This window comes from Fructobacillus sp. ESL1129 (assembly GCF_058507945.1).
This window is the reverse complement of sequence record NZ_CP196668.1, coordinates 1289467-1311527: the sequence shown is the minus strand read 5'-3', so window position 1 is coordinate 1311527 and position 22061 is coordinate 1289467. Positions and strand designations below refer to the sequence as shown.

Annotated in this window: 17 protein-coding genes; 1 reads left to right on the top strand and 16 read right to left on the bottom strand. The window is 45.6% G+C overall.

All coding sequences use genetic code 11. The annotated features are described in order from the left end of the window. Position 1: 1 nt before the first annotated feature. The 12 genes from ACSYSL_RS06505 to pheS form a co-directional block, all read right to left on the bottom strand. On the bottom strand, positions 2-967 hold the full coding sequence (locus ACSYSL_RS06505; protein WP_491708616.1) for a gluconeogenesis factor YvcK family protein: 966 nt from the start codon (positions 965-967) through the stop codon (positions 2-4). Between the two features lie 76 nt (positions 968-1043). Beyond that, a complete protein-coding gene (locus tag ACSYSL_RS06500; RefSeq protein ID WP_338342469.1) occupies positions 1044-1661 on the bottom strand; it encodes a JAB domain-containing protein in 618 nt (205 codons plus the stop codon). A 57-nt stretch (positions 1662-1718) separates the two neighbouring features. Further along, positions 1719-3140: an MFS transporter gene (locus tag ACSYSL_RS06495; protein ID WP_338342468.1), complete on the bottom strand. Its 1422-nt coding sequence runs from the start codon at positions 3138-3140 to the stop codon at positions 1719-1721. After that, a complete protein-coding gene (locus ACSYSL_RS06490; protein ID WP_491708615.1) occupies positions 3107-4330 on the bottom strand; it encodes a bifunctional folylpolyglutamate synthase/dihydrofolate synthase in 1224 nt (407 codons plus the stop codon). The genes ACSYSL_RS06495 and ACSYSL_RS06490 overlap by 34 nt, the downstream gene beginning before the upstream one ends. 92 nt (positions 4331-4422) lie before the next feature. Further along, positions 4423-5985 carry a degradosome RNA helicase CshA gene (gene cshA / locus ACSYSL_RS06485; RefSeq protein ID WP_491708614.1) on the bottom strand — a complete coding sequence of 521 codons (1563 nt, stop codon included), beginning with the start codon at positions 5983-5985 and terminating at the stop codon, positions 4423-4425. Between the two features lie 131 nt (positions 5986-6116). Continuing rightward, complete coding sequence (locus ACSYSL_RS06480; protein WP_491708613.1) at positions 6117-7277, bottom strand: serine hydrolase domain-containing protein; 1161 nt, start codon at positions 7275-7277, stop codon at positions 6117-6119. A 7-nt stretch (positions 7278-7284) separates the two neighbouring features. Further along, positions 7285-8622: a UDP-N-acetylmuramoyl-tripeptide--D-alanyl-D-alanine ligase gene (locus ACSYSL_RS06475; RefSeq protein ID WP_187753767.1), complete on the bottom strand. Its 1338-nt coding sequence runs from the start codon at positions 8620-8622 to the stop codon at positions 7285-7287. Between the two features lie 88 nt (positions 8623-8710). Next, a complete protein-coding gene (rlmD, locus tag ACSYSL_RS06470; RefSeq protein WP_491708612.1) occupies positions 8711-10099 on the bottom strand; it encodes a 23S rRNA (uracil(1939)-C(5))-methyltransferase RlmD in 1389 nt (462 codons plus the stop codon). A gap of 81 nt (positions 10100-10180) precedes the next feature. Continuing rightward, the gene (locus ACSYSL_RS06465) at positions 10181-10444 is read right to left on the bottom strand and encodes a type B 50S ribosomal protein L31 (protein WP_010692105.1); all 264 of its coding nucleotides are present in this window, start codon (positions 10442-10444) and stop codon (positions 10181-10183) included. A 90-nt stretch (positions 10445-10534) separates the two neighbouring features. Beyond that, complete coding sequence (gene murA, locus ACSYSL_RS06460; protein WP_010692106.1) at positions 10535-11821, bottom strand: UDP-N-acetylglucosamine 1-carboxyvinyltransferase; 1287 nt, start codon at positions 11819-11821, stop codon at positions 10535-10537. A gap of 69 nt (positions 11822-11890) precedes the next feature. Beyond that, entirely contained in the window at positions 11891-14350 is a 2460-nt protein-coding gene (pheT, locus tag ACSYSL_RS06455; protein WP_491708611.1) for a phenylalanine--tRNA ligase subunit beta, read from the bottom strand. A gap of 2 nt (positions 14351-14352) precedes the next feature. Next, a complete protein-coding gene (gene pheS / locus ACSYSL_RS06450; protein WP_491709096.1) occupies positions 14353-15402 on the bottom strand; it encodes a phenylalanine--tRNA ligase subunit alpha in 1050 nt (349 codons plus the stop codon). Between the two features lie 592 nt (positions 15403-15994). Between pheS and ACSYSL_RS06445 the strand changes: the two genes are divergently transcribed. Further along, positions 15995-16627, top strand: a complete 633-nt coding sequence (locus tag ACSYSL_RS06445) for a VOC family protein (protein ID WP_491708610.1) — start codon at positions 15995-15997, stop codon at positions 16625-16627. Between the two features lie 76 nt (positions 16628-16703). Here ACSYSL_RS06445 and ACSYSL_RS06440 read toward each other — a convergent pair whose 3' ends face one another. The 4 genes from ACSYSL_RS06440 to ACSYSL_RS06425 are packed head-to-tail and all read right to left on the bottom strand — an operon-like array spanning position 16704 to position 22061. Beyond that, complete coding sequence (locus ACSYSL_RS06440; RefSeq protein ID WP_491708609.1) at positions 16704-17639, bottom strand: phosphoglycerate dehydrogenase; 936 nt, start codon at positions 17637-17639, stop codon at positions 16704-16706. 36 nt (positions 17640-17675) lie between these two features. Further along, positions 17676-19463, bottom strand: a complete 1788-nt coding sequence (gene pepF / locus ACSYSL_RS06435) for an oligoendopeptidase F (protein WP_491708608.1) — start codon at positions 19461-19463, stop codon at positions 17676-17678. Between the two features lie 48 nt (positions 19464-19511). After that, positions 19512-20561, bottom strand: a complete 1050-nt coding sequence (locus tag ACSYSL_RS06430; protein WP_187753773.1) for a competence protein CoiA — start codon at positions 20559-20561, stop codon at positions 19512-19514. Positions 20562-20615: 54 nt separating this feature from the next. Further along, the gene (locus ACSYSL_RS06425; protein ID WP_491709095.1) at positions 20616-22061 is read right to left on the bottom strand and encodes an ABC transporter substrate-binding protein/permease; all 1446 of its coding nucleotides are present in this window, start codon (positions 22059-22061) and stop codon (positions 20616-20618) included.

The following is a 22061-nucleotide window of genomic DNA, read 5'->3' as shown; positions in this document are numbered from 1 at the left end:
GTTATTTCTCCAAAAGAGAAAGTAAGACGTTGGCGACTTTGTCACCATCGTGAAAGGCACCAGCATCACGCAAAAGCAAAAAGTCACGTGATACCACCTCGGCATCTTGCTTTGAAATGGCATCGGGATCTTGCTTCACCTGCGTCGAAATTTCACCCCAACGTTGATAGTCAACAAAATCCTCGGGAACGATGGTCGAATTGGTCAAAACAGCATCAATCATGTTTTTACCCAAGTGCCGATTCAAAACGGCCAAGTGTTCGGCATCCGTGTAAGCATCGGTCTCACCCTTCTGGGTCATGATGTTAGCAATATACACCTGTTTGGCCGGTGTGACTTGTAAAGCCTCCTTGATCCCCGGTACCACAACGTTTGGCAAAATCGACGTAAAGAGTGAACCTGGGCCATAAACAATCATGTCAGCGGACAAAATCGCATCGATTGCTTCAGGATTAGCTTGAATCGTTTTCTCGGGCGTCGTTGGTGCCACCCAAACAGTATCAAGGGCTTGGTGAGCCGCTGTAATCGCTGCTTCCCCAGATAAAAGATGACCATCCGTCGTTTTAGCCTTTAAAACCAAAGGCTGTTTGGCAACCGGGTAAACCTGCCCTTTGATTTTCAGGTAATGAGCTAATTCAGTAATCGCTTCAGAAACATCCCCCGTCATCTCGGTCAATGCAGCAATCAGCAGATTCCCGACGGCGTGTTTAGCCAAAAAATCGTCTTGCGTTTGGAAACGGTACTGAAAGAGATCCAGTAACTTTTGGTCAGCCGTCGACATGGCAACCAGGATATTGCGAATATCCCCAGGTGGAATAATATTGACGTAGTCTCGCAGAAGTCCCGAGGACCCCCCGTCATCTGCCACGGTCACGATGGCAGTTAGGTCGACGTCCGCCTTAACCAATGGCTTGATAATGACTGGCAACCCAGAACCACCACCAATCATCACAATTTTTGCAGGCATGGGCACGCCTCCTTCAAATGAATTTCTGTCTTTAGTGTATCATCTTTTCTAAAGAAAGGAGCTGCTTCCAAGTATTTTATAGAAATGGTCCTTTTTCATCTTCAAAACGACCCTCTTCAACAAAGGACCAATAACTAGTTCGTGTAACAATAAAGGCATCAAGAAGCGGTAAGGCCATGAGTTGCCCTAGTTGTCGTAAACGTTTGGTAAATAACAAATCTTCTTCCGATGGCTGCAAATGACCCGATGGATGATTATGCGCAATGATCATCGCATAGGCATTCGCCTTCAACGCCCGTTGAAAAATCTCACGTGGTGAAGCCGACACCTCCGTTAAAGTCCCGACAAAAACAACCTCCCAACCGATAAGATCGAGCTGCGTGTTTAATAAAGCGAGACAGACCTGTTCCTGATTTGAACTTCCCAGTTCTGATTGAGCAAAACGTCCGAAGCTCTCCGAATGCTTGGCTGAAATCAGACTTTGTCGAACGTCACCTGCCATCTTACGACCAGCATTTAAAGCGTGTAAAAGCGCTCGATTGATGCGTGGGTTTTCGGCGATAAAACGTTCCTTTGTCTCCTGGTCCAATTCGAAAAAGTCATAGCCAGAAGGAAAATAAAGATTAAACACCGCCATCGCATGTACAGCATCTTCACCAAGTGATTCATAAAACGAAAAAACCTGATTCTTCATAGTTACTCTCCTTACTGAGTAATACGAAAAAACAGGTTTTTTATATTGATGACTGATTTACTTTGTTAATTCAATTTCCTCATTTGCGTTGTTGGCATGGGGATTCGTCATCTTCATGACACGCAATGACATCCACGCCGCAATAACAACAAGGATAAAGTCCATGATGTAGGTAATCCGCATGCCAACCGCTGTTCCATGTGCCATGTTCGTTGCTTTGTTTTGGAAAACAGAAACAATCGAAGCAGCCAAGGCAATTCCAACGGCAGCAGAATAATTATTCACGGCCGCAAAAATAGAGTTTCCAGCATTATGGTAGACACGGTCCATGTTTGAAATGGCATTGGTCATGTTGTTTCCGTTCCAGAAACCAACACCAAGTTGCATGAGAATAAAGCCAACCGTTGCCGTAAGTAATGTAAAGGGCAAGACCGCCATAAAGAGCACACCAAAGAAGATTAAGCCAAGCCCAATGTTATTTGGCAAACGGGCACCGTAGCGATCATACAGATTACCAGAAATAACCGCCATGAAGGCTAAGCCCAAAGCCCCTGGGAAGAGGGCCAGACCAGCAACAGAGGAATTCTGGTGCAGAATTAATTGCAAGCCCATTGGAATAGCATAGTTAAAAGTCAAATTGACCATTTGTAACATGAATGCTGAGAAGACAGCCAGTCGGAACATTGGCTTTGCAAACATTGATGGGGCCAAAAGCGGTTCTTTTTCGTTTCGGGCATAGAAATAGTAACCGACAATTCCAAAAATAAAGGCGGCTAACGCTAGCATACTTGGTAAGTTAAAGAGTCCGTCTGCCGAAAAACGATCAATGGTGATTAGACCACCAACGAAGAAGGCGGATAAGAGCAACCAGCCAACCAAGTCAAAACGGACTTTTTTAGTTGGGACAGTCTGTTGAATCGTCGCCCACCCAAGAATCAAGGCAATCAACTGTAGTGGAATCACCACCCAAAAAATCATGTGCCATCCGAAGGCGTCCGTCAAGAAACCACCAAAAGCAGGGCCTAATGCTGGGGAAAAGGAAACGATCAATGACGCTAATCCGACCATCGTTCCGCGCCGGTTAACCGGCACTTGTTCGAAAATGACATTATTCATCAGTGGCAAGCCAACGCCGGCCCCAACACCTTGAAGCAGACGTCCAAAAAGGATTAATGGAAATTGATTTGAAACGGCATCGATAAAGATTCCAATTAAGGAAATAATTCCAGCAGCCATAAACTGCGAGCGATTTTTAAAACGATCTTTTAGCCATGAGGACATGATGATCACCATCGACGTTAACAAGATAACCCCAGATGTCAACCACTGAACGGTGGCTGAATCAACATGAAGATTCGCCATCAAAACCGGAAAAGACACGTTCAGTGCCGTTTCCAACATAATATCGGTAAAGGCAATCAACGCAATGGCTAAAATACTTAAAATTAACTTTGGGCTGAGTACTTTTTCTTCTGACATATTTGTCTCCTAACATCTGCAACAAAATACAAGGAACCAGTAAAGAAGACCGGCTCCCCCTTCTCTTTCGCCAACTGGATTGCTTCATCAACGGAAGCAAGCGGTGGACCAAAGACTTTTTCATCATAATCGGTACAAGTCATTCCCGGTCGTCCAGGAATTCCCTGATAGTTAAATAGCCGAACGTCCAGTCGACGCTTTTCGACAATTTGGTTTAAAAAATTTCCTAGCGATTTATCAGCAAGGGCACCAATGACAAGCATCACAGGCTGGTCAAAGCGGGCATCGATGCTTCTTTGTAAAGCTTCCAAGCCCGCCGGATTGTGCGCGCCATCCAAAAAGACGCCAGGCATGACCTCTTCAAAACGACCAGGTAGCTTAGAATGCATTAAACCAGTACCAAGCACTTCATCCGTTACATTTGGCCGAAATGCTCGGTAAGCTGCAACAGCAATATTGGTATTGCCCCTCTGGTAGTCGCCAGCCAATGCCGTTTTAAAAGGAACTGATTGGGCAACAATTAAAGGACTGCTCTCCCGTTGACAACACTTTTCAATCACGGTTTTGGCCACCGGATTCATATCCAATCCAACCACCGTTGGTCGGTCAGATCGAATAATACCGGCTTTCTGATACGCGATGGCCTCAACGGTGTTTCCCAACAACTTTTGGTGATCGAGCGCAACCGAAGTAATCACCGCAACAGCAGTCGTTGTGAGAAAGTTTGTCGAGTCGTAAAGACCGCCAATACCAACTTCGATAATGGCCAAATCCAGGTCTGCTTCGGCAAAATAGCAAAACATCATCGCCGTGACCACTTCAAACTCTGTTGGTCTCAGTTGGTCATCCGATTCGCTTTCAACTTGTCGAAGGGCTACTTGAACACGTTCGTATACGGCAACTAGTGTGTCATTGGAAATATCTTGCCCGTTAATTTGAAAGCGATCATTAAAGCGCACAATAAAAGGGGACGTAAACAAGCCAACACGCAAGCCATCAGCAATCCCGATGGCGGATAACATGTTTGCTACCGACCCCTTTCCATTCGTTCCCGTAACATGGATGGCTGGTCCAATGTCTTTTTCAGGATGCCCGAGTGCCGATAGAAGGGCTGTCATCCGCTCTTGACTATCTTTTTTACCGACTTTTGGCCGTGAGTGTATGGCAGCCAAAACTTCATCAATCGTCATAACAGCCCTCCTTTCTAATCTATACTTTCATTATAAACACAAAAACCGTCTGATAACAGACGGTTTTAATAACTTTTATTTAAAGAAAAGCATTAACCCTTTTCACGAACGGTAAAGTCACGCTTGCGACCCTGGCCGCTTCCACGGCGTTCGCTCGAGTGGTTGTTGCCCTTGTAAGCACCATTTCCACGACGCTCACCATCGCGACGACCACGGTAGCCGCCACCATTTCCGCGACGATCGCCATCACGACGGCCACGGTAGCCACCGCCATTTCCACGACGGTTACCACCACGATAGCCGCCACGTGATCCGCCCTTACCACCCTTACGGCGTGGCAATGGACGTTCACGAGATAAGGTAACGGGTGCGTTTTGCTTTTCCAAACCAGCAACAGAAGCCAACAAACCGGCAGCCAGCTGTTCAGGCGTAAACTGGCTCAACAAAGCAGATACCTGCGCTTGCATTTCACCTGGATTCGTCTTTGACATTAAGACAGCGGCTTCATCCAATGAGGCATCAATACGACCAAGACGAGCTTCCTGCAAAGTTGCGGGTTGCATTGGCGTCATGCGCTTCTTTGTCAATTCTTCAATCGCACGCAAGTAATCCATTTCATTCGGTGCAACTAACGTTACTGACGTTCCGGTAGCGCCGGCACGACCAGTACGTCCAATACGGTGCACGTATGATTCTGGATCTTGTGGAATATCAAAGTTATAAACGTGTGACACGTCCTTAACATCCAATCCACGAGCAGCCACATCAGTTGCTACCAAGAGATTGATCTCATGGGACTTAAACTGGTCCAAAACACGCGAACGCATTTGCTGAGTCAAATCACCGTGCAACCCAGCAGCGCGGTATCCACGAGCTTCCAATCCACGGGCCAATTCTTCAACACGACGCTTCGTTCGTCCGAAAACAATACCCAAATATGGCTCTTGAATATCAATCGTTCGTGTCAATGCATCGAACTTTTCTTCGTTACGGCAACGAATAAAGTATTGTTCAACCAAGTCAGTGGTCAACTGCTTGGCTTCAATTTTTACCATAACGGGATTAGTCATAAACTTTTCCCCGATACGACGAATTGAATCGGGCATCGTTGCTGAGAAGAGCAACGTCTGACGTTCCTTAGGAACTTGGGCAATAATCGCTTCGATATCGTCCAAGAAGCCCATGTTCAGCATTTCATCGGCTTCATCCAAGACCAAAGTCTGGACATGGCCCAACTTGACCGTCTTACGATTGATGTGGTCAAGCAAACGACCGGGTGTTCCCACCAAGATTTGTGGGTGAGATTTCAAACCCTGAATCTGACGGCGAATATCCGATCCACCGAAAACAACTTGCACGTTAACGTGCTTATCTGATCCCAACTTCTTCAATTCCTCAGCCGTTTGAATGGCCAATTCACGAGTTGGTGAAATAATAACTGCTTGAATATTAGGATTATCCAAGTCAATGTGTTCCAAAATTGGCAAACCAAAGGCTGCCGTTTTACCGGTACCAGTCTGAGCCTGTCCGATAACATCTTTCCCTGCTAAAGTGAGCGGGATTGTTTTTTCTTGAATAGGGGTTGCTTCCACATAACCGTGGGCAGCAATGGACTGCAAAATGGCTTTTGACAAGCCGAGTTCTTCAAACTTCAAAATTTTCTCCTTTGAAAGCACGAAAGCGCGCTTTAAGACCAATTGGTCTACTTCTATAGTAACGCGCTTCCTGCGCGTTTGAAAGGCCAAGCAGTTTATAGTCTAACTGGACTGACTAATATGACATCGTTTTATGGTGCTTCTTTTCCGGTCAATTGACTAAAGGCCTCCTGCCCAACTTTCTGGAATGAGTGTTCCTTGTCGTATTGATTAGAAAGTAAAATGGCCGCGTCTTTACCCTGGTTAGAGACCACAACATTTGACTCATAGCCTGAGAAGATGCCGTGTCCCTCATAAACAGAGCCATAACCATAAAGACCAGAAGCATAGTGCGCTGGCAAGTGTTGCACCATTAAATCCTGATGGTTTTTGGTCAGTTTATTGGTGAAAAACAACCGGTATAGTTGGTAAAGCTGTCCAGTCGTCATGGCAACGTTGCCAGTGCCCGTTTCACGTTGGTATTCAACCGTTGTCACATCCCGCTCACTGTCTGTCCCAACCTGGTAAGCGTTGGCTAGGTTAGCCGCTTGCTTGAAAGCCGGATAATACGAAATGCCCAACTTTGCATTATGATTAAAGGTTTGCTGACAAAGTTCTTGATAGCTTTTGCCAGTGACTTTCATCAAAATTCCCGCCAATAAACGGTAATTAATTGGCTGATAAGACCAGCCATCACCAGTACCGATGACACCCCCAGAGCTTTCGGCATTAGCCGCCGAAAAATCGACATTGGCCATGTCATTCGAATATTCTTCCGGTTGCTTGCTCTGCTTTAAGCCAGAGGTCATGGTTAGTAAGTCTCGAATGGTAATTTGATCAGCATTGGGTACGTTTGGATAGTAATCGGATAACTTACTGTCATATGATAACTTACCCGCATCAACACTTTGCCCAACCAAAATAGCCGTCAAAATTTTAGCCGTCGATGCGATTGGAAAAGTCGTTTTTGGGTTATTCGAACGATTTTTCTGAACGTTTGCTTTGCCATACCCTTCATGAAGCAAGACCTTTCCGTTCTTTACGACCAGCGCCGTTCCAGAAAAATGGTTATCCTCTAAAGTTTGATTGAGCTTCTTGGCGACTTTTCCATCGGCCGCCACCGTCTTATCAAGATTGGGTTCGGAAGAAGCGGAAACATCCTTTGCTTCTCGATGCTGGCCGTGAGATTGTGAAGCAACGGTCACCGTTCCAAAACCAACAATCGCTATTCCAAATAAAAGGAAATAAAGCGATGGGCGTTTTACCCAACGAACTTTTACTTTAGCTGGAAAAAGATCCGTACGCTTAAGCATCCACTTCCTACTTTCCGGACAAAGCCGTCACAACTTCTTCAAGATGAATACCGTGCGAGGCCTTCAAGAAAATAAGATCGTTGCCGGTCAGCTTTTCCTTCAAATCTGCTGCTAATTGTGGTAATTCATCTTGCTGATAAGTCTTAATCAGTAAGTTTTGGTCAATTTTTTTAAGCGCTGGCGCTAAATAATCAACCATCAATGGGCCAACTAAATTAACCTGCTTTGGCTTTGCAGCGATAACGGCTGCAGCCAATCCAGCGTGTAATGATGGTCCCTTCTCGCCAAGTTCGAGCATATCGCCGAGAACGAGCACGAGGTTTTCTGCCCCATCGTTGGCTAAAGTGGCGAGGACTTCTTTTGTTGCCGTTGGATTGGCGTTATACACGTCGGAAATAATCCGCTCACCATTCTTCCCCGTCAACAACTCCGTCCGGTTCTTCGTTAAATCAAAATGTGCCAAAGCACTTGCCATGGTATTCATGTCGAGACCGAGTGTCCGACCTACCATAATCGCTGCTTCTGCATTCTTAACATTATAACGGCCTAGCATGGGAATTGCAAACCGCTCCCCGTTCTCGGTCCAGACCGTTTGAGTTAGACTTTCAGAAACATCGTTTGGCACGGGGCCAAACATTTCGGTGTTTTCAGGCAAACCAGGCGCCTCAGTCAATAATGGTTCATCGGCCGGGATGAGGAAGAGTCCTCCTTTTTTCAGCCCCTGCGTGATTTCTAACTTTGCTTTAGCAATGTTCGCCCTTGTCTTGAAGAACTCTAAATGTGCTTCCCCAATCATCGTAATGACTGCAATATCCGGCTGTGCCAAATTAGACAACTCGGTTAATTGGCCGGGTCGGTCCATTCCCATTTCAAGCACCAACACTTCGGTATTTTCTGGCATTGATAGAATGGTTACCGGTAGGCCAATCTCATTATTAAAATTAGCTGGTGTCTTAAAGGTCTGATATTTTTTGGCTAAAATTGCCGCAGTCATGTCCTTCGTGGTAGTCTTCCCATTGGATCCGGTGATGGCAACGACTTTTGGCTGCACTTGCTTCAAATAAAACTGGCTCAGCTGTTGCAACCCACGCAAAGTGTCAGGCACCACAACTGCGGGTACATCACCCGCTAACACATGCCCTTCTGCTGCTAATACTGCGCTGGCCCCTTTGTCCATCGCCATTTGAATGTAATCATGGCCATCATTTTCGCCAACCAATGCAACAAAGAGGTCCCCTGGTTGAACCTTGCGTGAATCAAAGGAAACCCCTGTCACTGAGACTGTTTCCGTTCCCTGTATGATTCCCAGTGTTGCTCTTTTGACATCTGCTAATGTAAGTTTCATGGAAAAGTCCTTTTAATTCAGAAAAATTTCAAATCATTATCGTGCTTGTACAAACAATCAACCAATTTAAGTAACATCTGAGATTATTCTACCCTTTTTTCTTCAGCACCGTCACTGTTTCAATGTGAGCCGTTTGCGGGAATTGATCGACAGGAACAATTGGCCCGGCAATTTCGTAGCCGACTTTTTTAAAGAGAGCACAATCGCGAGCAGCCGTCACGGGATTACAAGAAACGTAGACCACCTGGTCAGGTTCCATGCTAGCCGTTTTCTCAATGAGTTCAGGTGTTAAACCACGTCGGGGTGGATCGACGAAGACCACGTCGGGTTGCACCCCTGCTTCCTGCCATTCGACAAACTGTTCAGGAGCATCCTTCAAAATGTAAGTTGCGTTTGTAATCCCATTGAGGGCCAAATTTTTTTGAGCATCGGCAACCGCGCCAGGGACGACTTCAACGCCAATCACCTGCTTTACGCGATCAGCCACCGACATCCCGATTGTTCCAATTCCAGCATACGCATCAACAACCAAGTCCGTTGACTTAAGCTTAGCCAAATCAGCTGCTGTCTGGTAAAGCTTTTCCGTCATCACTGGATTAACTTGGTAAAAGGAGTTGGGACCAATCAGGAAACGCTTGCCAAGCAAAGTGTCCTCAATTTGGTCTTTTCCGTAAAGCGTCTCGTTATCTGCTGATAACTGAACGTAATCTTTTTTGGGCGCCTTATTCAAAATCAAGGAGGTGAGATCCGGCAATTCGGACACGATTGCCCGAACCACCTCTTCCTGCTTTGGCAAAGTCGGCTCATTCGATACTAAGACAACCATCAACTCTTTCGAATAGTAGCCACGGCGGACCATAATGTAACGGATTGCCCCCTGCCCTGTATCTGGATCATAGGCCGAAATGGCCAATTTCTCCAAAAGGTTGCGAACAGCGACGATTACTTCGTCCAGACGACGGTCGTTAACAAAGTAGTCCACCATGGGTACTAACTGGTGCGTTCCCCGTTGGTAAAAACCGGATTGTAACTGACCGCCTTGCCACTTAACTGGCACCACCGTCTTATTCCGATAATAGGATGGTACTTGTTCGTCCATCGTGACAGCTTCAGCAACTTGAATAGTCAAGCCAGCGGCAGCAAAGTTATCTTTGACCAACGATTGCTTCCATTTTTTCTGAGCAGGGTAAGCCCAATTCACTAGCGGTGCTGTCCCAGCCTCTAGAAGATAATCCCGCTTCGCGTCAATGCGCTCAGGATTAGCTTTCAAAACGTTTTTCAAAGCACCGTATGCCGACAGCTTATCCACTTGAATAATCTGGACGTCCACCACTTCCCCTAACATCGTATTGGCGATGTAGACCGGGTAAGTTTTGGCATCGTTAGCCCAGGCGAGTCCCATCCCATTTTGTCGAATCCGATCGATTGTTAAGGTAACCGTTTCATTCAATTTTACAGGTGGCGTTGTCTTAGCCATGGTGACTCCTTTTAATGGATGTAGTAACGGACTTTGTCAAAAGAAAAAACGTCCACCGAGGTGAACGTCTTTTGAACAAACTTATTGGTCGTTGTTCTTGAAACCGAAGTTTGCGAACTTCTTGTTAAACTTGTCAACGGCACCATCAGCCTGAGTAAACTTCTGCTTACCAGTGTAGAATGGGTGTGAGTCTGACGTGATGTCCATACGTACTGATGGATATTCTTGACCGTCAAATTCAGCAGTTGTATCAGTTTCAACAGTTGAAGCTGACAAGAACTTCTTACCAGTTGCGGCATCGATGAAGACAACTGGACGGTAATTTGGATGGATATCTGCTTTCATGAATAATCTCCTTAGCGCCCTGACTAATCATAGCCAGAGTCAGTTATTAACTGTATAAGTGTAGCATGCCCCGGTTATTTTGACAAGAACTTATGGCATCAAATTAATCAAATCAACCCCTTCAATTTTGAGGTCAACACCAAGACCACGGAGCTTTTCGGCAATCCGGTCATAGCCACGTAAAATATGCGAAGCGTTATCAATCACTGTCTGCCCATCAGCCATCACGGCCGCAATCACCAAAGCAGCCCCTGCTCGAATCTCGGCCGCTTCCACAGTCGTCCCAACGAGTCGTTCTGAATGGTTAACCTTAATTTCCCCAGGATTGAGAGAAGAGACATCAGCCCCCATCCGGCGCAATTCGGCAATGTGACGAATCCGCTTTGGATAAATCGTTTCAATGATGGTCGATTCACCTTCTGCCAAGAACAACAATGGTGTGATTGGCTGTTGCAAATCAGTTGCGAAACCAGGATATGGCATAGTTTTAATCGATACAGGCTTCAAATTACGAGAAGGACCAATGTAAATCGATTCATCACCAATTTGCATATCAACGCCCATCTCCATCAATTTTGATGTGTAAGATTCCAAGTGCTCAGGAATCACGTTTTGAATCGTGACCCCGTCCCCAAAGGCTGCAGCCAAAGACATATAAGTTCCAGCTTCAATTCGATCTGGAATAACCGAATGTGTATTCTGAGCCTTCAACGTATCGACCCCAGTAATCCGAATCGTATCCGTTCCTGCCCCACGAATATTAGCGCCCATGTTATTCAAGAAAGTCGCAATATCGATAATCTCAGGCTCCTTGGCCACGTTTTCGATAATTGTTTGTCCTTCAGCACGTACGGCGGCCAAGATGATGTTAATTGTTGCCCCAACGGAAACCGTATCGAGGGCAATCCGGGCACCCTTCAAACCGTTTTCCGTTGCATCGATGTGAATCACATCGTTTTCTTCTGTCACCTTGGCACCAAGGGCCTCAAAGCCCTTGATGTGCTGATCAATTGGACGGGAGCCCAAGTTATCACCACCAGGAAAAGTCACCGTTGCTCGACCAAAGCGGCCCAGCAAGGCCCCCATGAAGTAATACGAAGCACGCAAGGACTTAATCGCGGTTGCTGGTAAGGGAGCCTCTCGAATGGTGGTTGGATCAATCGACAAATCGCCATCATGAAAATTCGAATGAACGTTCATGGCCGCCAAAATGTATTGTAAGTTCTTAACGTCCAAAATCTGTGGTACGTTGTCAAAGTTCACTGGCGTATCTGCCAAGATAGCGGCTGGAATCAGCGCTACCGTTGAGTTTTTGGCACCACCGATGGTCACTTGACCAGCGACTTTGTGGCCACCATTAATAATAATTTTTGCCATAGGGCGAATCCTACTTAACTATCGTTTTACCCCAATTATACGGGCTTTTCTTTCTACTGACAATTGCAATTAACGAATTTCAGCACCAAGCTGCTGAGCCAGGGCCTCCGTGACCTTAGCAAAGTCCATTGTTACCTTGTCTTCGACCAAAGTGTCGTGCTGGTCCTGATACGTTAATTGGTAAGCTAATGACTTTTTACCATCTGGTGTTCCCTGACCCTTATAGAGATCAAAGAAAGAAACGTCCTTCAAATACTGTCCAGCGCTCTCCCAAATAACGTCTAAGACCTCTTGGTTGGTAATCTGGTCATCCAGTAAGATGGCCAAATCTCGCGTGATTTGTGGGTAACGGGAAATTGGTTGGTAAGTAATCTCACGCTTTGATAAGAGAATAATTTCTTCGAGGTTTAATTCAAAGGCAAAGATAACCGGCAGCTTTTGCTTCACCACAAACTCAGGATGAACTTGTCCAAGATAACCAATGTAAATGTCACCGGCATAAACATCAGCCGTTTGTCCTGGGTGCATGTTGGCGTGTGCCTTCGACTGCTTAAAGGTTACCTGATCCACTCCGATGTTTTCAAGATAAGTTTCAACACGGCCCTTTAGCGCATAAAAATCAACTTCTTCTTCCTTTTCACCGGTTTCCCAAGTTGATTCAGCCAGTGAACCGACCAAAACGGCGGCAATGTGCTCTTCTTCAACCGGCTGCTTGGCCGCATTGTCATTTAAGAAAATACGTCCTTGCTCATAGAGCGCAATGTTCTTGACGGAGCGGGCCACGTTATAAGCCACATCGTCAATTAAGCCAGAAATCAAATTTTGACGGGCAGCCGTTCGGTCAGAAGACATCGGGTAGTCCAATGCCAAGACGGGATGCTTCCCCATCATGTTAAAGGCCGTGGCCTTTTCTGGTGTCATCAAGGCATAAGAGATGGCCTGGTCAAAGCCGAGTGATTCGAAAATTCGCCGTGATGCTCGGATCTTTTTCTGACGACGTGTTAAATCACCAGCCGTTGATTGCCCATCAATCAAAGCGGTTGGTAAATTATCATAGCCATACAAACGGCCGACTTCTTCAACAAGGTCAGCTGGAATCGTCAAATCTGTTCGGCGACCAGGTACCGTTACCTTTAACCGACCATCGTTGTTTGCAACGGTCAAGTTCAACTTTTCGAGCAAATCAACAACCGTTTCATCTGACAAAGTCGTGCCTAGTACTTGATTAATGCGAGACACGGTTGTTTCAATGACCGTTTCCTCAATGTTATCAAAACCAGCCAGTACCTGCCCCTTGGCCAGCGTAGCATCGCTAGCCTTCGCCACCGCATTGGCTGCTGATTGCAAGGCTGATTTTGTATTAGTCAAATCAATCCCACGTTCCAAACGGAAGGACGATTCGGAACGCAACCCATGACGACGAGCGGCTTGGCGAATGAAACTTGGGTTATACTGACCGGCCACTAATAGGACGTTTTTTGTTGAATGACTCACCTTAAACATCGGATCCATCGCAATACCAGCCAATGCAATGACTTGCTCCCCAGCAGCTAATACAATGTCTTTACCAGAACGAAGCGCCATGGCTTCTTCGCCATCCCCTTGTCCCAATACTTCACCTTCCTTGGCTAAGCGGACGGTAACGACTTTGTCAGCCAAACGATCCAAATCAAAGGCGGCCAATGGCTGTCCGGTTGCCAAAAGCCAATAGTGCATGGCATCAACCACGTTGTTTTCTGGCTTAATGCCAGAAGTCCACAGACGCGATTGGATGGCAAGCGGGCTTTTATCTACCGAAACGCCATTCACAACTGACAAGGCAACGCCCGTTGCAAGACCTGTTTCCCCTATCTGAACGGTTGCTTGGTCATCAGCCAAAAAGGCGGCTTCCTTAGCCCCTTTGTCCGCAACTTCTGCCACCTTTTGGTCTGTCATAGCAGCCAGTTCATAAGCCATTCCGCGCATCGAAAGTAAGTCAGCACGGTTAGGGGTTAAGTCAGTATCAATCACCGGATCCTTCAGGCCAAGCACCGCCAAGGCATCATCCCCGGGATTCACGCCATCTTTTTCAGCGAAAACATGGATACCGCTTTCGATTGGTTCAGGGCATACGGCATCTGGCAAGCCGATTTCTTGCAAAGCAGCAAGCATTCCGTAGGAGACTTCACCACGGAGTTTGGCTTTCTTAATCTTCACCAGCTCTCCTGACTCTCGATCAATGATGTGGGCGCCAACCGTTGCCAAAATAACCAACTGACCTTCAGCCACGTTGGGCGCTCCCGTAACAACCTGAATCTTTTCCCGCCCATCAAATACCTGAGTGATTTTTAAGTGGTCAGAATCCGGGTGGTTCTTCACTTCGTCAACACGAACAACGACCAAGCCGTCTTGCTGAGCGGCAACTTGACCGACTTCTTCAATTTCGACGGCCGTTAACTCAATTTGTTGAGCCAGGTCCAACACTGCCTGCTTGCTCAAATCCAATCCAGGCGTTAAGTATTCATTCAACCATTTTAAATTCGTCTTCATGATTAGTTTCCTCGTTCGTTAAACTGCTCTAAGAAACGCGTGTCGTTTAGGTAGAACTGACGGATATCTTCCACGCCATACTTCAGCATCGCAAAACGATCTGGCCCAAGGCCAAAAGCAAAGGCCGTGTATTCTTCGGGATCGATACCATCCATCTTCAACACGTTAGGATGGGTCATTCCAGCGCCTAAGACTTCAATCCACTTAATGTCTTCTGGTTTAGTGTCTGCCGTCACTTCGTTCCATGAAACGTCCACTTCAACGGATGGTTCCGTAAATGGGAAGTAAGAAGGGCGCAAACGGATCTGGTGCTTTTCACCAAAGAGTTCTTGCATAATGGAAAGCAAAGTCCCCTTTAAATCGGCCATGGTGATGTTCTTACCAACGACCAGTCCTTCGACTTGGTGAAACTGGTGCGAGTGGGTCGCATCGTCGGTATCACGACGGTAGACTTTTCCAGGGGCAATCATCTTCAGGGGGCCCTTGGAAAAGTCGTGCTTCTCCATTACACGCGATTGGACAGGAGAAGTCTGCGTACGCAGCAAAATTTCAGGCGTGATGTAAAAAGTATCCTGCATATCACGAGCAGGGTGATCCTTTGGCAGGTTTTCTCGTTCAAAGTTGTATTCATCCGTTTCAACTTCGGGTGAATCAACCGGGTCATCAATTATTTGATAACCGAGCCCCAAGAAATGGGCCTCGATTTCATCCATAATTTGCTGAAGAACGTGTGGCGTTCCAATCTTTGGTTTGGCACCTGGCAGCGTCACATCCAAAGTTTCAGCAGCTAGTTTTTCCTCGAGAGCGGCAGCGGCTTGCGCAGCCTTCTTCTCTTCAATTTTTTCTTGGATGGCGATCCGGACTTGGTTTCCCACCTGCCCGACTTCCTTCTTTTCGTCAATCGACAAATCCTTCATGGACTTTAAAACGCCCGTAATCTTCCCTTTTTTCCCAAGAAAAGTTACTCGGACTGCTTCAACATCCACGTCAGGCTTAGCCAATTCAGTTGTTGCTTCATTCAAGAAGCCCTGTAATTCTTCAACTAATGTCATCTTCATCCCTCTTTTATTCAACAAAAAAGTCCCTTGTCATCTATCGATGCCAAGGGACGTCACGAATGCCGCGGTACCACCCAAGTTCTAGCAAAAGCTAGCGCTTTTGACCGATATCGGCGGCCGCCGTTGACGATTAAATCAAGGTTACTTCGGACTGAAATTTGAAGATTCGACTAACGGGCTTTCACTGTTCCCGCTCGCTTCGTAGTCAGCATTCCTTCTACTAGGTCCTGCATTTCTTCTTAAGTATAGCAAATTATGGGGAGAGAAACTAGGGAGGGAGCTAGTCCTTTTTCTTGTGGCTTCTAAAAAAATCAAACGAAAGGTAACTTAATACCCCGACGACTAAAACAAAACCCCCGTGTGCAAGGACGACTCGCCAATTGTTTGATATAGAATCAATGCCATTATAGATTGGAAGTCAGAAAAGAACCGCCCAAAGCGCTAGAAAGATTAATCAATTAACAAAAAGAATAAGCAGGAGATGAGGTCATCAACATGCTTTTTTTATTACCGCCTTTTATTCCAAGACATGATATGATCTCCAAGACATGATATGATCGATTGAGAACAGAATAGGAGAAAATTGATGCAAAACGGCCACGTTATTTACAAAACAAATGACTTAATGAAGTCTGTTTCGAAATTACGTCAGCAAGGATTCACGGTTAACCTAGCCAACAAAAAGAACCCTCACAACGCCTTCATTTACTTTCCAACTGGGGCATACATCGAAATTTTAGAGGGAAGTCACCTTCCTAATTTCTTAAAAAAACTGCTAAAAAAAACGAGCAAAAAGAGCGTTATTGAACGCATTGACTACTGGGACAACAGCCCGGTTGGCATAGTTGGTTACTGTGTTGAGGGAACAGAAGAAGAATTAGAAAGGGTTGTCAAACATTTTCAAGGACATGGTCAAACCATGAAAATGAAACGAAAGGACCATCAGGGCCAAGGGATTACCTTCAACTTATTTTTCCCAGACAATCAAGAATTGCCATTCTTTATGAGCCACTTTTCAATCAGTCCAAAGCCAGAAAAAAATCATCATGTTAATACCATTACTGGTATTAATAGCGTCACCTTTCCTCTAAACAAAGAAAAGGCAAGAGACATCAAATGCTTCATTGATTCAGACGAATCACTCGTGTTTGATCCCAACAAAAACCTTTCAGTTACCTTCTCAGACCCGACTTTCCATCTTGAAGACTATTTAGTCTAAACAAAAAGCGCTACCAGCCGGTAGCGCTTTTTGTTTACTCATTTTTAAGTGGCTAATGCTTTAACTTCCATCACTTTCATCCATTCACTTGATCCTTGCTGCCCTTACCAGCCAACACATCAAGAATATTTTGAGCCGCCCTTTCAGCAATTTCCTGCTTAGCTTCGCGGGAACCTCCCGCAACGTGTGGCAGTACATAAGTGTTTTCCAATGAAAGCAACTCATTATCGGGTGAGATTGGCTCTTTTTCAACAACATCCAGACCAGCCGCAGCAATTTCACCAGCCTTCAGCGCAATAATCAAGGCTGCTTCATCAACAACTGGTCCTCGTCCCACATTAACCAAAACAGCCGTTTGCTTCATCTTCTTAAAGGCCGTTTCACCAATCATCTTGGTTGTCTGAGGAGTTGCTGGTAACGTTGAAACTACAAAGTCCGACTGTTCAAAAATTTCGTCCAATGATGCCATGCGGCCATTTGGCACGTCCTTATCGTGACGAGCATATGCCAAAACCTTCACGCCAAATCCGGTCAAGAGTTCAGCAACGGTGCGTCCGATGTGCCCAAAGCCCAAGATACCAACAACCTTGCCTGACACCTGCATGCCAGGGTGAGCGGCACCGTAGGCCTTGGCCTTGGCATCTGTAATTCCACGCTTATCCGTATCAAAGAGGCGACCTGCCATTAACATCAAAGTGACGGCCGTTTCGGCAACTGCTATTGCATTGGCCCCCGGTGTGTTTGTTACGACAATCCCACGTTCCTTGGCTGCTTCCAAGTCCACGTTATCGTAACCAACGCCGTGACGTGCAATAACCTTCAAATTAGGATAACGATCCATAATCGCACCAGTGATTGGATACATCATGAGAAGGAACCCAAAGACATCGGGGTCTCCCGGAAAATCCTTGTCAGAAGCCTGTGGATTGGAAACCACTTGATACCCTGCTCTCTCAAGTTCCTTTACAGCATGATCGTTAACACCATTAAACACCAAAATTTTCTTTGTCATGAGAACTCCTTTTACGTAAGTTATAACGCAACCTATTTATTTTTTCAAAAGCGTTTCTAATTGTTGTAAACGTTCAGCAAAAACAGCAAAAGCCGCGTCTAAGTAATCACCCTTTTCCATGTTGACACCCGCTTTTCGCATCACGTCAAGCGGATTAGCTGAAGAACCGGCCTTCAAATATTCCTTATATGATTCAGACTGGTTATTTTCTAACACACCCTGTGCCAAAGAGGTTGCAGCGGCTTCACCCGTAGCGTATTGGTAGACATAGAAATTGTAATAGAAGTGCGGAATCCGTGTCCATTCATAGGCAATTTCAGGATCAGCAGCAACGTCCGGACCATAGAACTTTTGATTCAATGCACCGTAGTAATCAGACATCGTGTCAGCAGTCAGTGGCTGACCAGCTGCATCTTGTTCGTGAATCCAGGCCTCGAATTCTGCGAACTGCGTCTGCCGGAAAACAGTGCCCTTAAAACCATCCAAATATTGGTTCAAAACGTAGGCCTTCACCTTGTCATCATCCGTCTTCTTCAAGAGATAATCGGTCAGCAAGCTCTCGTTTGTTGTCGAAGCAATCTCTGCTAAGAAAATTGGATAATCACCATAGTAATAAGGCTGATTGTGGCGAGTCATGTAAGAATGAACGGTGTGTCCCATCTCATGAACAAGCGTATAAACATTATCCAACGTATCCTGCCAGTTCAACAAAATATAAGGATTGGTATCGTAAGCGCCACCTGAATATGCCCCCGAACGCTTCCCTTTGTTTTCAACAACATCAATCCAACGTTCAGCAAAGGCTTTGCGAACAACGGCCAAATAGTCTTCACCCAATGGAGCCAATGCGGCGAGAGCAATTTCTTGCGCTTTCTCGTATGTTACTGGAAAATCAACATCGTCAACAAGCGAAACGTACAAATCATAATTATGAAGTTTCTTTTGTCCCAATACTTGCTTGCGCAAAGCAACATAACGATGCAAGAGATTCAAGTGATCGTTGACCTTGCTTGCTAATGTTTGATACACAGTCACCGGAATCTGGTTGGACGTCACAGCGGCCTCTTGTGCGGACTGATAATGACGAACCTTAGCTAAGAAATTATGCTTCTTAACGGTCGCAGACAACGTTGAGGCAAAAGTGTTTTGCAAAGCCATGTAAGCATTGTAAAGTGCTTGGAACGCTTCCTTGCGCTGTGCCGGGTTCTTAGAGCGAAGCATGATGGCATAAAGGCCATTAGTCAACTCCTTGATTTCACCGTTTTCATCCATCACATCGCCAAAGTCAATATCGGCATTATCCAAAACAGAAAAAGTCTGTTCAGCAGATGACATCACGGTCGAAGCACCCGCTAACAAAGCTTCTTGATCTGCAGGAAGCGTATGCTCCTTTTCGCTTAACAAGACATCGAAGAAATGCTGGTAAGGCTTCAATTCGGGTTGCTGAAGATAAGCAGACAACTTCGTTTCATCCATCGCTAAGACTTCAGGCTGGAAGAAGGCGGTAGCGGAAGAAACCTGAGCAAGTAAATCTTGTACCTGCGCATTCATCCCAGCGTATTTTGAATTGGCCGTATCCTGATCAAACTTTTGATGTGCGTAAACAAAAAGCTTTTCAAAAGCTCGTTCAATTCTTAAATCTTCTTCCAAACCAGCTAACAATGATTCCGCTGAATCGGCAAGATGACCTTGATAATCGGCTAAATTTGGCAATTCAGCAATTAACTGGTCAAAGGCTTTTTGGTAGGCATCGTCTGATTCGAAAACACTTGTTAAATCCCAAGTGAGTTCTTCAGGCAACTCTTCACGTGTGATTTGTCCCATGGTTGGCACCCCTTTTTTGGCTTTTCTCCAGTTTAACATAGAAAGAACCTAATTATTAAAGATAAGCTTCCTTTTTATGAAGAATTTCTCACGATTAAAAGTCACGTATTTCGCCTCCTGCAGCTCCGCCATCAAACAATCAAAAACAGCCTTTTCATAACCAAATCCTGGATAAAAATACCGACTCAATCGCTGTTCTAATAACTCACTACTGATGCCATCATTCCCAGCTTTTTCCAGCAATAACAAAACGGTTAGACGGTATTGCCAATTCGGAATGACCAACCCAAAGACATCACCTAGTAAACAAATGTCGGGTAATTGATCCACCCGTTGCCCTTTTTCGTACAAATAGTTCACGATGGCAGGATTGATTTGCTCACGAGCCAACTGCAGCGACAGCTTCGCTCGCTGTCTTGCCACGTCAAGAATTGGTGGTCTGGCCACAATCTGTTCTGTTAAAGGAACATCATCAAAGATTTTTGCCCAATTGGCCACTTCTCGTGCCGATAGTTCCAAGGGATCCTTTAACACTGTTTTACGCGCAAAGCGTTTTTTAAAATCCAGTCGACGGAAGAAATCTTCACGAACAAAATGCTCTTTTTCGGGTAAATAAAACCAAATTCTACCTTTCAGCCAAAAACGGCAAACGGTCGCTGTGGATAAACGTTTTCGCCAGTAATTGGGTCCTAGTATCCACCATACGCGCATGCCAATCCGTGCGTAGCCAGCATTGCGGCGTTCGAGGTCAGCTTTACCAATCGGTGAACATTGGTATTCAATCGCCACTTGGCTTCCTGGACGACCGACTAACAAATCTGGTCGTTGATCAATCATTGATAAAACTGGTTCTATTTGAACGGGCATTTTCTTTGAAAAATAACGGAACAGTGCCAATTTACCAGCTAGGTGATCAGCCGATTCACCTTCTGAAAAGCCGGAACAGCCTTGTTTTGAAACATGAGCAAAGTGGGCCACTTTCTCCTTCCCACGTTTTAAACGCACCGGACCACGACAACCAGGACAAAGATAAATTTCGTTTGTTTTTGCTTCTTCAGCTAGACAATAGTCATTTTGAATCGTACTTGCAATTAGCATAATAAAACACCTCATTCGTCTATTGATACGAATGAGGTGTTTTAAAATTTATCTTTAAGCAATTTTTTTCTTCAGCCAGTTTGATAGCCAAGTCAATAGTGTAATAACGATTAAGTAAATGACAGCAACGATTGCCCACACACGGAATCCCTGTGAATTACGGGCAACAATCAACGTTCCAGTCTGCGTCAACTCGAGGATACCAATCGCTGACAAGATGGACGTATCTTTTAACGTAATAATGAACTGGTTGACAAACGATGGCACCGTAATTTTCAATCCCTGAGGGACAATGACTTTCCAAATGGCTTGTCGATGGGTCAAACCGAGCGAACGGGCCGCCTCCATCTGTCCGACATCAACGGATTCAAAACCACCGCGAACAAAGGCACCCGTGTAGGCTCCTTCATTCAAAATTAACGTTAACAATCCAGCGGTGAAGGCTGGAATCTTAACCCCAATCACACCGGGTAACCCGATGTAGATGAAGAAGGCCAACACCATCAATGGCAAGCCACGGAAAGCGTAAATAATGGTTGTCGAAAGGCCACGCCAAAACTTCGATTCGGAAATCCCCATAATGCCGAGCAACAACCCCCAAAGCGATGCAAGAATGATTCCCGCAATGGTTAATTTAGCAGTTTCTAGCAAGCCCTTAAAGAAGGAGTTCTTGTTTGATTTAAGAATTCCCCAAGTCGTGTTGTTGTCGGAAGCCGAACCAACGAAGGTGGACTGCTTCGAATTCAAGTACTTGTTGATAATCTTATCGTAAGTGCCATCCTTCTTCATCGCCGCCAGAGTCGTGTTGAACTGTTGCAACAATTGTGCATTCTCACCCTTTTTAACGAAGAAGCCAACACCACCAGCGTTACCGAGGCTCTTGGGATTACGAACCTCTAACTTCATACCGTTTTTAATGGCGTATTGGATAACGGGATAATCTTCAAAAGTCGCGGCGGTGTTTCCATTGACCACGTCATTGTACATGGTGTCGGTATCGTTAAAGTACTTAATTTTGAAACCGTACTTATCCTTTAAGGAGGCACCATAAGCCGCAGCGGCCGTTCCGGTCTTCAAAGCAACGGTCTTGCCCTTCAAGTCTGACAGGGACTTGATTTTAGAATTTGGCTTGGTAATCCAAGCAACCCCTGATTGGTAATAGGGTGTTGATACATCGTACACCTGCTTACGCGCATCGTTAATCATCATTCCGGCAATAATACCGTCTGCCTGACCATTCGCGACCATCTGCGCAGCAGCGTTAAAGGACATTGGTTTCAGCGTATAAGTGAAATTATTCCGCTTCGCCACTTCCTTCAGAATATCCATGTCAATTCCAACGTAATCATTATTCTTATCTTGAAAGTCGAAGGGTGCGTAAGTGGCATCCGTTGAAATAATGTAGTTGGGTTTTGAATCTGCACTAGCGCTTGTGCCAACCGCAACTGCGGCAAAAAGCATCGCAACCAGTGCAGTCAATAGCGGTTTTAACCGTTTCAT

Coding starts and splice junctions, on each gene's coding strand:
- ACSYSL_RS06445 (WP_491708610.1), top strand. CDS start 15,995: ATGCAAAACGGCCACGTTATTTACAAAACAAATGACTTAATGAAGTCT.
- ACSYSL_RS06430 (WP_187753773.1), bottom strand. CDS start 20,561: ATGCTAATTGCAAGTACGATTCAAAATGACTATTGTCTAGCTGAAGAA.
- ACSYSL_RS06425 (WP_491709095.1), bottom strand. CDS start 22,061: ATGAAACGGTTAAAACCGCTATTGACTGCACTGGTTGCGATGCTTTTT.
- ACSYSL_RS06475 (WP_187753767.1), bottom strand. CDS start 8,622: ATGAAACTTACATTAGCAGATGTCAAAAGAGCAACACTGGGAATCATA.
- ACSYSL_RS06465 (WP_010692105.1), bottom strand. CDS start 10,444: ATGAAAGCAGATATCCATCCAAATTACCGTCCAGTTGTCTTCATCGAT.
- ACSYSL_RS06490 (WP_491708615.1), bottom strand. CDS start 4,330: ATGACGATTGATGAAGTTTTGGCTGCCATACACTCACGGCCAAAAGTC.
- murA (WP_010692106.1), bottom strand. CDS start 11,821: ATGGCAAAAATTATTATTAATGGTGGCCACAAAGTCGCTGGTCAAGTG.
- ACSYSL_RS06440 (WP_491708609.1), bottom strand. CDS start 17,639: ATGACAAAGAAAATTTTGGTGTTTAATGGTGTTAACGATCATGCTGTA.
- ACSYSL_RS06505 (WP_491708616.1), bottom strand. CDS start 967: ATGCCTGCAAAAATTGTGATGATTGGTGGTGGTTCTGGGTTGCCAGTC.
- ACSYSL_RS06500 (WP_338342469.1), bottom strand. CDS start 1,661: ATGAAGAATCAGGTTTTTTCGTTTTATGAATCACTTGGTGAAGATGCT.
- pheS (WP_491709096.1), bottom strand. CDS start 15,402: ATGACATTAGTTGAAGAATTACAGGGCTTCTTGAATGAAGCAACAACT.
- rlmD (WP_491708612.1), bottom strand. CDS start 10,099: ATGGCTAAGACAACGCCACCTGTAAAATTGAATGAAACGGTTACCTTA.
- pheT (WP_491708611.1), bottom strand. CDS start 14,350: ATGAAGACGAATTTAAAATGGTTGAATGAATACTTAACGCCTGGATTG.
- pepF (WP_491708608.1), bottom strand. CDS start 19,463: ATGGGACAAATCACACGTGAAGAGTTGCCTGAAGAACTCACTTGGGAT.
- ACSYSL_RS06480 (WP_491708613.1), bottom strand. CDS start 7,277: ATGCTTAAGCGTACGGATCTTTTTCCAGCTAAAGTAAAAGTTCGTTGG.
- ACSYSL_RS06495 (WP_338342468.1), bottom strand. CDS start 3,140: ATGTCAGAAGAAAAAGTACTCAGCCCAAAGTTAATTTTAAGTATTTTA.